Origin of the sequence: Streptomyces sp. NPDC059695 (genome assembly GCF_042733785.1) — a bacterium.
In the GTDB taxonomy this organism is placed as follows: domain Bacteria; phylum Actinomycetota; class Actinomycetes; order Streptomycetales; family Streptomycetaceae; genus Streptomyces.
In genome coordinates, this window is sequence record NZ_JBHWFF010000002.1 from 566,973 (window position 1) to 575,401 (window position 8,429).

Below are 8,429 nucleotides of genomic sequence, written 5' to 3' on the forward strand. Positions count from 1 at the left end.
GGGTTGCCGCGCCTCGGCCCCCACCGCCTACGCCGGCCCCGACCCGGGGCCGCCCCCCCCTCCCCCCCCCCCGCCCCCCGCCGCGGCGCCCGGGGCGGGGGGGGGGGGGCCGCCCCCCACGGCCGCGAGGGCCTCGCCGTGGTGCCGGACCAGTTCGGAGGCGAAGACGGGCCGGTCGGCGACGCGCCGCCCGTAGGTGGCCGCGCCCGGCACGTCGGCGGCCGTCACCACGGCCCGTACGCCCGGCATGGCGGCCGCCGCCGTGGTGTCGATCGACACGATCCGGGCGTGCGGGTGCGGCGAGCGCAGGATCGCGGCCCAGAGCAGCCCCTCGGCCCACAGGTCGGAGGCGTACGGGAACGTGCCCTCGGCCTTCGCCCGCGCCTCGGCCTGCGGGAGCGAGGTGCCGAGGCCGTGCGCGGCCGGCTCCTGTCCGGGGCCCCCGGGGGTGTCGAGAGCCGTGGGAGCGGCGGTGGTCGCGTCGCTGCTCACGCCATGCCTCCGTCGTGCGGGTGGGGAATCTGGTGCGGGACACGGGGCTCGCCGGCCGTCTCGGGCGCTCCGGCCTGGGCGGCGGCCTCGCGCTCGGCGACGACGTCGCGGACGGCGTCGAGCACGCCCCGGTAGCCGGAGCAGCGGCAGAGGTTGCCGGCGAGGGCCTGGCGGGTCTCCAGCTCGGTGGGGGCGTGGTTGCCCTCCAGGAGGTCGTGCACGGTCATGCACATGCCCGGGATGCAGAAGCCGCACTGGACGGTGCCGCACCGGGCCATCGCCCGCTGCACGTCCGAGGGCTCGCCGTCGGTGGCGAGGCCCTCCACGGTCCGCACCTCGCTTCCGGCGGCGGTCGCCGCGGGCACCAGGCAGGAGGCCACGAGCCGGCCGTCGACCTGCACGTTGCACGCGCCGCACTCGCCCTGCGAGCAGCCGTCCTTGGCCCCGGCGAGGCCGAGGCGCTCGCGCAGGACGTAGAGCAGCGACTCGCCGATCCAGGAACCGGTGACGGGGCGGTCGGTGCCGTTGACCCGCAGGGTGTACGAGGTGTGGGGGTGCTCGTCGCTGTCCGTGGACGCGTCGACGGCGGGCGCGGGCACGGGGGCCGGGGCGGCCTCCTCCGGGGCGGCCGCCTCCGCGGCCTCGCCGTCCGGTGCGACCGCCGGTTCGGGGTCCGGCACGACGGCCGGTGCGACGGCCGGTTCGAGGTCCGGTGCGGCCTCGGGGGCGACGGTCTGTTCGACGTCCGGTACGTCCTCCGGCGCGGGCTCCCGCACGGCCTCCCGGGCCGCCGCCTCCGCACCGCCCCCGGAAGCCTCCCCGGTCTGCCCGGGCTCCTCCGGGACCGCCGCCGGCTCCTCCGGCAGCGCCCAGGGCGCGGGCGCGCCGCCCGGCAGGGTCGCGGGAGCCTCGGCGTAGGAGGCGGGTGTCACTCCGGCCACGGCCTCGTCCGGCGCGACCGGGATCTGCCACTGGCCCGTCGCCCCCGGGTCGGCGGCCGGGGCCACGGCCCCCTCGAAGCGCCACTCGGCCGTCGCGTGCGGGTCCTGCTCCGCGCGGTCGAGGTGCTCGACGACGTTCTCGACGTACGCCGGCGGCTGGAAGTGCTCACCGCCCTGGAACGTGCCGTCCCCGAACGAGCCCCCCTGGAGAGACCCGTCCCCGAACGAGCCCCCCTGGAGAGACCCGTCCCCGAACGAGCCCCCCTGGAGAGACCCGTCCCCGAACGAGCCCGCCTGGGGAGACCCCTCCCCGAACGGCCCCTCGTGGAGAGACCCCTCCCCGAACGAGCCCCCCTGGGGAGCCCCCTCGCCGAACGGACCCTCCTGGAAGGTTCCCTCCCCGAACTCGCCGCCCGTGAAGTACTGCGTCTGCTGCGCCTCGGTCGGCACGTGCACCGTCCAGGCGCCCGTCGCCGCCGGGTCCGGCGCGGGGGCCGGGGCGAGCGGCTGGAGCGGGGTGATCATCGGCGGCACGTAGCCGTGGCCCGGCGCCTCCAGGGGGACGCCGTCCAGCATGAAGTCGGGCGGCAGCTGGACGAAGGCGGTCGCGTCGCCGTCGTACCCCTCGCTCTGCGGGATCGGCTCCCAGCCGCCCGTCTGACCCTTGTGCGCGTCGCTCATGCCAGTGCCCTCCCCAGTGCCCGTCGGGCGAGTGCGGCGACGGTGCGCCGCAGGTGCAGTACGGCCGGGGGCAACTGTTCGTCGCCCGGCGGGTCGGGGATGCACGCGGCGGCGACGTACTCGCCGAAGGCCGCGAGCGCCTCCGGGGCGAGCCCCCGGTCGTTGTCCCAGTCCACCAGCGAGGCGATCCAGCGCTCGGCCTCCAGCGGGCGCAGCGGCATGGGCGCGACGGCGCCGACCGCGCAGCGCACGCCGCGCCGGGCCGGGTCGAGGACGACGGCGACGGAGGCGGTGGCGCGGGCCGGGCCGGTGCGGCCGGTGGCCTTGACGAAGACCTGGGGGGCGTGGAGCAGCGGGACGCGGACGAAGGCCACGAGCTCGCCGGGGGCGAGCAGGTCGCGGCCGGCGAGGAGGTGGGAGACGGGGATCTCGCGGGTGCCGAGCGGGCCGAGGACGACGAGGTCGGCCTCCAGGGCGGCGAGGACGGGCAGCGAGTCGCCGGTGGGCGCGGCGGTCACGACGTTGCCGCCGAGGGTGCCCGCGTTGCGGATCTGCGGCGGCCCGGCGGCGCGGGAGGCGGCGGCGAGGGCCGGGATGAGGGCGGCGAAGTCGGGGCGGCCCATCCGGGCGTGGGTGAGGCCCGCGCCGAGGAGGGCGTGGCCGTCCTGGTACTGCCAGCCGCGGATCTCGTTGATGCGGCTCAGCCCGACGAGTCCGGCGGGGCGGAGCTGGCCCTTGTTCACGGCGGCCATGAGGTCGGTGCCGCCGGCGACGGGCACGGCGGCCGGCATGGCCGTGAGCGCCGCCACGGCCTCGTCGAGCGAGGCGGGCAGCGTCACGGACTGCGCCGTCTGTGGTGCGTGCGTGGTCAACCCGCTGCCCCTTCCCGGTGTCCCGGTGGTCCCCGACTGTGCCCGGCCGCCGCGCCTGCGCGCGGGCGGTACGACGTGCCTGCGTGTGGGCGTACCGTACGTGCTCACAGGCCGGACGTGGCAACTCTGGCACATCTTCCGAGGAGTCCGGCGCGAGGGTCCGCGAAGGACTGTTCCGTCCAAAACGCACCGGGTGGGGCGATGACTTCCGTTTCGCCGCACTTGGGCGAGCGGGTGGCGGCGGGGCGGCGCCGGGTCCCTCACACGTGCGGGGGCGTGCCCTCCAGGGGGCGGCCGAGGACCCCCGGGCGCCGCTGCCAGGGGTGGGGTCCGGCGGGCGGGCGGTGGTCCACGCCGAGTGCCTCCAGGCGCCGGTAATGGGTGGTCATACGGCGCTCGAAACCGGCGTAGTCGCGCGCCGGGGGCGCGGGGAGCGCGGACCAGGCGACCTCGGCGAAGGCGGCGAGACGGGGGAAGACCTGGTAGTCGACGCGGGAGCGGTTCTCCATGACCTCGGTCCAGACGTTGGCCTGGGTTCCCAGGATGTGGGCGGCGGCCTCCGGCGAGAGCCCCGGCGGGACGGGCTCGAAGCGGTAGACGTCCTCCAGGGTGCGGACGTATCCGATGGGCATCGGCTCGTCGTCGCCCGGCGCCTGACGGTGGTCCAGGTACACGTGCTGTTCGGGGCACATGACGACGTCGTGGCCGGCCTCGGCGGCGGCGATCCCGCCCGCGTACCCCCGCCAGGACGACACGGCGGCCCCTTCGGCGAGGCCGCCCTCCAGGATCTCGTCCCAGCCGATGAGGCGGCGTCCCCGGGCGGCGAGCCAGCGGTCGAAGTGGCGGATGAACCAGGACTGGAGCTCGTCCTCGTCGGCGAGCCCGAGCTCCTGGATGCGGGCCTGGGCGGCCGGGGAGGCCTTCCACTGGTCCTTGGGGCACTCGTCGCCGCCGATGTGGACGAAGGGCGACACGGCTGCCGGGAAGAGGTCGAGGACCTCCTCGAAGACGCCCTCGTAGAAGCGGAGGACGGCCTCGGTGGGGGCGAGGACGTTGGGGTTGACGCCCCAGGTGTCCCAGACGGTGAGGGCGGCGGTGTCGACGGCGTCGGTGTTGCCGAGCTCGGGGTAGGCGGCGATGGCGGCCTGCGCGTGGCCGGGGAGGTCGATCTCGGGGACGACGGTGATGTGCCGCTCGGCGGCGTAGGCGACGATCTCGCGGATGTCGTCCTGGGTGTAGAACCCGCCGTGCGGGGTGTCGGTCCACAGCGGTGAGGCCCGGTGGCCCCACTTGGTCCGGGCGCGCCAGGCGCCGACCTCGGTGAGCCGGGGGTGGCGCTCGATCTCGATGCGCCAGCCCTGGTCGTCGGTGAGGTGGAAGTGGAAGACGTTCAGCTTGTGGGCGGCGAGGAGGTCGAGGTAGCGCAGGACGTCGTCCTTGGGCAGGAAGTGCCGGGAGACGTCGAGGAGGAGGCCGCGCCAGCCGAAGCGGGGGGCGTCCTCGATCGTCACGTGCGGGAGCTCGCGGGCGGACTCCTTCCGCACGGGCGCCCTGCGGTACGCGTCGGGGCCGAGGAGCTGGCGGAGGGTCTGGGCGCCCCGGAACACGCCGGCGGGGCCGCCGCCCTCGATGTCGACGGCGGCGTCGGGGCCGCCGGTCGTCAGGCGGTAGCCCTCGGGGTGCCCGGTGTCCGGGCCGGGGGGGGGGGGGGGGCCCCCCGGGCCCGCGCCCCGCCGCCACGGGAGACCCGGGGCGGGGCGCCCCCCCCGGCCCCCCCCCACCGGGGGGGGGACCCCGCCCCGGCCCCCCCCCCCCGGGGGGGCCCGCGGGCCCCGCCCCCCCCCCCCCCCCCGCCCCCCCCCCCCCCCGGCGCCGTCGGCGAAGGGAAGCCCGGTGGCGGCGCCGAGCACGGTCCGCAGCCAGCGGGCGGTGGACTCGGTGCCGGGGCCGGCGTCGATCGTGGTCCGCTCGTCGAGCGCGAGGCTCCCGCCGCTCGTCCGTTCGACGGAGAGGGGTGCGGGGATGAGGTCCAGGGCATCGGGGTGGGTCATCGCGTCAGTCCTTCACCGCCCCGCCGAGTCCGGAGACCAGGCGGCGCTGTACGAGTACGAAGAAGACGAGCACCGGGATCGTCATCACGGTCGATCCGGCCATGATTCCTCCCCAGTCGTTCTCGTCGGGCTTGAAGAAGACGAGCAGCGCCATGGGCAGGGTCGACTGCGAGGTGTCGCTGATGAGGAAGGACTTCGCGAAGAGGAAGTCGTTCCAGGTCGAGATGAACGAGAAGACGCTCGTCGCCACGAGGCCGGGGAAGACCAGCGGGAAGAGGATCTGCCACAGGAAGCGGGTGCGGCTCGCGCCGTCGATCTGGGCCTGTTCCTCCAGCGCCTCCGGGACGGCCTTCACGAAGCCGCGCAGCATCCAGATCGCGAACGGCAGCGAGAACGCGATGTGCGGCAGGATCAGCGAGCCGAGGGTGTTGAGCTGGCCGAAGTCCCGCATGAGGAAGAACAGCGGGATGGTCAGCGCCTCGACCGGCACCATCTGGGCGACGAGGAACATGACGAGCAGCGTCGTGCGGAACCGGAAGCGGAAGCGGGTGACGGCCGTCGCCGCGAGGAAGGCGATGAGGGCCGAGGCGAGGACGACCGTGCCCGCGACGATGAGCGAGTTGACGAAGTACCGGCCGAAGTCCTGCTGCTCGAAGACGCGCCGGAAGGAGTCGAGGGACGGGGCGAGCGTCCATGGCCGGGGGTGCGTGGACTGGATCTCGCCGGCCGGTTTGAGGGCCGAGAGGACCATCCAGTACAGCGGGAAGGCGACGGCGGCGGCGACGAGCAGGGTGACGGCCTCGGCGGCGAGACGTCCGGGTCGCCGGATGCGGAACGTACGGGAGGGGGTCACAGTTCTTCTCCCTGGCGTCGCAGGAGGCGCAGGTAGACCAGCGTCACGGCCAGCAGGATGAGCAGCATGACGACGCCGATCGCCGAGCCCAGGCTGTACTGGGACGAGGCGAAGGCCTTCTGGTAGGCGTACACGTTGAGGACGAGGTTCTGGCCGGCGATGCCGCCGCCGTTCGTCATCACGTAGATCTGGGTGAAGAGCTTGAAGTCCCAGATGATCGACTGGATCGTGACGACGACCAGGATCGGCCGGAGCACCGGGGCCATGACCGAGCGCCAGATCCGCCACTGCGAGGCGCCGTCGAGGGCGGCGGCCTCCAGGACCTCGGCGGGGATGGCGCGGATGCCGGCGTACACCGTCACCATCACGAACGGGAACGAGCACCACACGACTTCGAGCAGGACGAGGGCGAAGGCGCTGTACCGCCCGTACGTCCAGGAGAAGTCGCCGAGTCCGAGCAGCCGGTTGACGGGGCCGAAGTCGGGGTCGAAGAGGAAGACCCAGACGGTGGAGCCGGTGACGGCGGGGGTGGCCCAGGCGCCGAGCGCGGCCAGCATGAGGACGAGCCGGGGCAGGGCACGCACGCGCGTGAGGAGGACGGCGAGGGAGCAGCCGACGGCGAGGGTGGTGACGACGCAGGCGGCGGCGAAGACGACGGTGGCGAGGAGGACCTGGCGGAACTGGGGGTCGGTGAAGAGGGCGGTGTAGTTGGCGAAGCCCTGGAAGGACGTCGGTTCGCCGCCGCTGACCTGGGCCTGGGTGTACTCCAGGAAGGAGATCAGGCCGAGCTGGTAGACGGGGTAGACGAGGAGGCCGCCGAGGACGGCGAGGGCGGGCAGGAGGTAGAGCCAGGGGGTCCAGGGGCTGGTGCGCCGGGGGGCGCGGGTGGTGCGCGGGGCTGTCTTCACCGGCTCGGTGGGGCGGGTGAGCTGGGTCGTCGTCATGGGGCTCAGCCCGCGGCCGCGAACGCCGCGTCCATCTTCTCCGCGGCGTCGCCGGAGGCCGTCGCGACGTCCTTGCGGCCGCTGACGACCTCCTGGAACATCGTGGGCAGCACGAGGGAGGCGTCGATCTGGCCCCAGCCGGGGGACGCCGGGACGAACCTGGTGCCGGCGCCGAGGGTGTCGATGAAGGGCTTCACGAAGGGCTGGCGCTCGGCGGCGGCGGTGCGGACGTCGGTGTACGTGGGCAGGAACCCCATCGCGTCGAACAGCCTGCCCTGGGTCTCCTTGCCGGTGAGGGACTTGAGGAGGTCGACGGCGAGGGTGCGGTGGGAGGTGCTCTTCAGGACGCCGATGTTGTTGCCGCCGGCGAAGGCGGGGGCGATGGAGCCGGGGGTGGTGCCGGGCAGCGGGACGACGGCGTACTTGCCCTTCACGGCTCCGGCCTCGACGGCGGCGTGGCTGAAGTCGCCGCCGATGGCCATGCCGGCCTTGCCGGAGGCGAAGGCGGTGACGGTGGCGTTGCCGCCCATCTGGGCGCACTTGGCGGCCGGGCAGTTGTCGTCGCCGAAGAGCGAGGTGTACGTGCTGATGCCCTTGCGGGCGGCCTCGCTGTCGACGGCGGCCTTGAACGTGGTGCCGTCCGCGGTGGCGAGTTCGCCGCCGGCGGCCCAGACGAAGGGCATGGCGCCGTAGGTGTAGGCGCCGCCGACGGCGATGCCGTACAGCTCGGGCTTCGCCTTGCGGATCTTCTTGGCGGTGGAGACGAGCTCGGCCTGGCTCTTGGGGGCGCTGAGGCCGAGCTCCCGGAACACGTCGGTGCGGTAGTAGAGGGCGCGGACGCCGACGAAGAGCGGGGCGCCGTAGACCTTGCCGCCGACGGTGACGGACTGGCGGGCGGTGGGGTCGGTGTCCTTGGCCTCGTCCCAGGCGTCGAACTCGGCGCTGATGTCGGCGAGTCCGCCGTCCTTGACGTAGCCGGCGGTGTCGGTGTTGCCGTACTCGATGAGGTCGGGCGCGGACTTAGGGTCGTTGAAGGCGGCCTTGACGCGCTGGGCGCGGGTCTCGACGGGGATGTACTCGACCTCGACCTTCGCGCCGGCGTGGCTCTTCTCGAAGGCGGCGACGGCCTGCTGGACGACCTGTTCCTTGGGCTTGTTGCTCACCTCCTGGAAGAGCCAGACGCGCAGGGTCCCGCTCTTGTCGTCGGCCGCGGCCGGGCCGCCGGACGTCTGGGGCGCGCAGGCGGTGGCGGTGAGGCCGGCCAGCAGGAGCGCGGCGGGAAGCTTCAGGGCGGACTTCATGCGGATCCCCTCCGGATGCATGCGTTGCATCATGTGCAATGAGCGTTTCGTGCTGCACAACACGCGTGAGGTTAGGCGGGTCTCCGGCGGCCCGACAAGAGGTCTCGACCACCTCAACCACTCCGTGACCGGCGAAAGCACCCCGTGCAACGCGCGCGGAGGACCCGGAGACGCGGAACGGCCCCCGTCGCGGGCCCGGCGCCGGCGGCGCAGAGGTCCGCGCCCCCCGCGCCCACCAGCTGCGCGAACATCTCGTCGGAGCGGACATCCGCGCGCCCCCCGCCGAGCGACACG

General features: G+C 74.4%; 6 protein-coding genes and 1 pseudogene. All 7 read right to left on the reverse strand.

The window, feature by feature from the left end:
* Positions 1–110: 110 nt before the first annotated feature.
* Positions 111–492, reverse strand: a pseudogene (locus ACFV2S_RS05150) (oxidoreductase); the annotation flags it as partial.
* The gene (locus tag ACFV2S_RS05155) at positions 489–2,114 is read right to left on the reverse strand and encodes a 2Fe-2S iron-sulfur cluster-binding protein (RefSeq protein ID WP_385554349.1); all 1,626 of its coding nucleotides are present in this window, start codon (positions 2,112–2,114) and stop codon (positions 489–491) included. The pseudogene ACFV2S_RS05150 and the gene ACFV2S_RS05155, both read right to left, overlap by 4 nt.
* Positions 2,111–2,986 carry an FAD binding domain-containing protein gene (locus tag ACFV2S_RS05160; protein ID WP_383795764.1) on the reverse strand — a complete coding sequence of 292 codons (876 nt, stop codon included), beginning with the start codon at positions 2,984–2,986 and terminating at the stop codon, positions 2,111–2,113. Before ACFV2S_RS05160 ends, ACFV2S_RS05155 begins: the two co-directional genes overlap by 4 nt.
* Positions 2,987–3,246: 260 nt before the next feature.
* The gene (locus ACFV2S_RS05165; RefSeq protein WP_385554351.1) at positions 3,247–5,037 is read right to left on the reverse strand and encodes a beta-N-acetylhexosaminidase; all 1,791 of its coding nucleotides are present in this window, start codon (positions 5,035–5,037) and stop codon (positions 3,247–3,249) included.
* A gap of 4 nt (positions 5,038–5,041) precedes the next feature.
* Positions 5,042–5,890, reverse strand: coding sequence for a carbohydrate ABC transporter permease (locus tag ACFV2S_RS05170; protein ID WP_385554353.1), 849 nt, complete (start codon positions 5,888–5,890; stop codon positions 5,042–5,044).
* Positions 5,887–6,834, reverse strand: coding sequence for a carbohydrate ABC transporter permease (locus ACFV2S_RS05175; RefSeq protein WP_383795757.1), 948 nt, complete (start codon positions 6,832–6,834; stop codon positions 5,887–5,889). The genes ACFV2S_RS05170 and ACFV2S_RS05175 overlap by 4 nt, the downstream gene beginning before the upstream one ends.
* A 5-nt stretch (positions 6,835–6,839) precedes the next feature.
* Positions 6,840–8,135, reverse strand: a complete 1,296-nt coding sequence (locus tag ACFV2S_RS05180; protein WP_383795755.1) for an extracellular solute-binding protein — start codon at positions 8,133–8,135, stop codon at positions 6,840–6,842.
* Between the last annotated feature and the right edge of the window lie 294 nt (positions 8,136–8,429).

Excerpts from the sequence above, each read along its gene's own strand:
- ACFV2S_RS05175 (WP_383795757.1), bottom strand. The coding sequence starts at position 6,834 with ATGACGACGACCCAGCTCACCCGCCCCACCGAGCCGGTGAAGACAGCC.
- ACFV2S_RS05180 (WP_383795755.1), bottom strand. The coding sequence starts at position 8,135 with ATGAAGTCCGCCCTGAAGCTTCCCGCCGCGCTCCTGCTGGCCGGCCTC.
- ACFV2S_RS05155 (WP_385554349.1), bottom strand. The coding sequence starts at position 2,114 with ATGAGCGACGCGCACAAGGGTCAGACGGGCGGCTGGGAGCCGATCCCG.
- ACFV2S_RS05165 (WP_385554351.1), bottom strand. The coding sequence starts at position 5,037 with ATGACCCACCCCGATGCCCTGGACCTCATCCCCGCACCCCTCTCCGTC.